Consider the following 2,345-nt stretch of genomic DNA (forward strand, 5'->3'; position numbering starts at 1 on the left):
TTTCATCCGTTTTTCCATCTTTTACTTCCTTCTTTCTTCTGATTTTTCTTTTGCCGGGCGGTCCTTCTACCCGGCCCATTCTTTCTGTAGCTGTCTATATCGTATTTGTTTTTTGGTCCATTAAAACGGACCGTTATCGCTTGGGTAAATAAAAAAGAGCGCACTCCACCTACTTCTCGTTAAAGAAGTAAGTGGAATACGCTCATCAAGCCATATTCCGTGCAGAACGACCACCATCCTGCTACTATACCTAATCGATAATGTGTACCCGTTTGTCGCTGGCGTCCCAACGTGAGCAACACTCTCGGCCGTTCGATTACTCGGCCCTCGGCCCGACTATGTAGCACATTTTCCCGATCCCGGCACTGTTCGTCCCAGCACTTTCGGCCCGTGGCTCATAGCCGCATACAATAAACGCAAGACATTTCGTCCCCGTGCCAATATATTACTATACCGCACACGAAATTGTCAAGGATTATTTCAACCGATAGCGGATGGTATGCCAAGGGAACAAAAGTACATATATGTTAAGTCTTAAAGAAAACATCGAATATCGTTTAATAAAAAGCGGCGGCGAAGTTCGCCACCGCTTTCCGTCATTTAAGCAACTCATATCTAAAAAGATCGTCAACTAAACAATTTTTATAGTAGCTCCATAATTTCTTGCCATACGCATTAATCATATTATGCAAGTCACCGTACTTATGCCCTAACTTTTCCTTGCCGTTTTTGTCATACCCTTGGATGGTCTTCACATCTATCTCTTGAATAATTTGGAACAGCCCATAGAAATAATCGGGATTATATTCTTGACAAATATACTCACCGTCCTCATTTTTCTTGGAAATCTCTTTTAATATGCTCCGATAGTCTGACATGAGATCTTCTTCTTGTGCGGTTAAAGCGATATCAAGGGCAAGGAGATCGTTGAGTTTTTTGGTTGCTAATGTTTCAACTTTCGTGCCTGCAATTTCTTTCGTGTCAAAACAAAGCTCGTTTCTATAGAATTTGCCATCAGAACCAATAAATGTACAACATTTATTGCGTGAAGTAAGACACGTCCATAACAAGCATTTTTTTAAAAAATTGTTATCTGCCAAATACTCCTCACCGCCATCAGATGTAGTGAAATAGACCTCTTTCTCATACCACTTTTCTTGAGGGAATGATTTTGCAACAAAAAGAGGTAACTTGTTTAAAAAATATTCATCTCTCAAATAATACCCATAGCATTGCTCTAAAGCATCTGCAGTTGCAGTTCTTGTAAGGCAGCCGGAAAATCCAGACAAATTAAATGAAGTAGCTCTTAAATAACCAACAATATTGTCGTTGTAAATCGCTTTTTTATTGGGAACGCCGTCAAATTGAACGCCTGTTTTAATATCAACGCACACATCGGATTCGATGTCGCCAACATATTGTTTCTTTGTTGGGACATAGAGACTAAAATTTCCTTTAACCTTCTTAATTGTTACTGTTGTATCTTCGGTTAGTTTGTCATCGATAACGTTATATGCCTTTAAATCCAGTGATTGGGGCATGGTGTTTTTAGCACCGTTTTTGTGCCATAGAATACAAGAAATTGCAGCAGCAGTAGCGTGAAAGTGTTTTCTGTTGAAGAGATAACCGTCAACAAAAGAAAAGTCTTCTGTAATCATATTGCTGGCTTTAAAATACTTTACGGGAGAAAACAAAATCAAACTGTCGTTTGTTTTTATCAAATAATACTTAATGGCACTCCAAATAAACAAATAAGCCAATTCTCTGTGGGAGGCATTATCAGTACCTGCACGAATGAATTCGTGATATACAAAAGGTTTTACTTTCTCAGCGGTTTTGTCTTTTGCAGTAATATCCTTATACGGAGGATTTTCAAATACAATTACATTGCAATTAGGATTATTGACATATTGCATAATTGTTTGGTTCTCTAAAAACTCTTTGGAAAGTGCATCGGCACCGGATAAGAAACCTGTACCCTGATCATAGTTTGGATATGCATTTTTATCGATGGGGATGGGAGGAATAATATGCCGAACAATTCCAGCACCGAGTCTGTCTTTTAGGGCGTGCCACTCTTTTAGTTCGTATGTGCTCACAATAACATGAGTCAGTTCTTCTTCAGATAAACCAATTTCAAGCGTTCCCGTGCCAGCACATCTATCAAGAATTATATAATCGTTTCCTTTTGGAACTCTTCTAATAGCCTCTCTTACTAACTCTAAGGCTTTCTCTGCATATATTGGTGGGGTATAGAACGCTCCGAGTGCTTTTTGTTGAGATGGATCGTTGAGAAGGTCCATAATGAGCGCAAAGTCTTTTTCCTCACCGGTCCAAGGGTAAAT

1 protein-coding gene is annotated in these 2,345 nt (G+C 39.2%); it reads right to left on the reverse strand.

Features of this window, described 5'->3' with window-relative positions; translation table 11 throughout:
* Positions 1 to 596 precede the first annotated feature (596 nt).
* Positions 597 to 2,345: hypothetical protein (locus tag ACJMMI_RS06870; protein WP_405354480.1), on the reverse strand; the 1,749-nt coding region annotated here is incomplete at its 5' end.

The sequence above is a fragment of the Ruminococcus sp. genome (genome assembly GCF_045129435.1).
Classification (GTDB): domain Bacteria; phylum Bacillota; class Clostridia; order Oscillospirales; family Acutalibacteraceae; genus Ruminococcoides.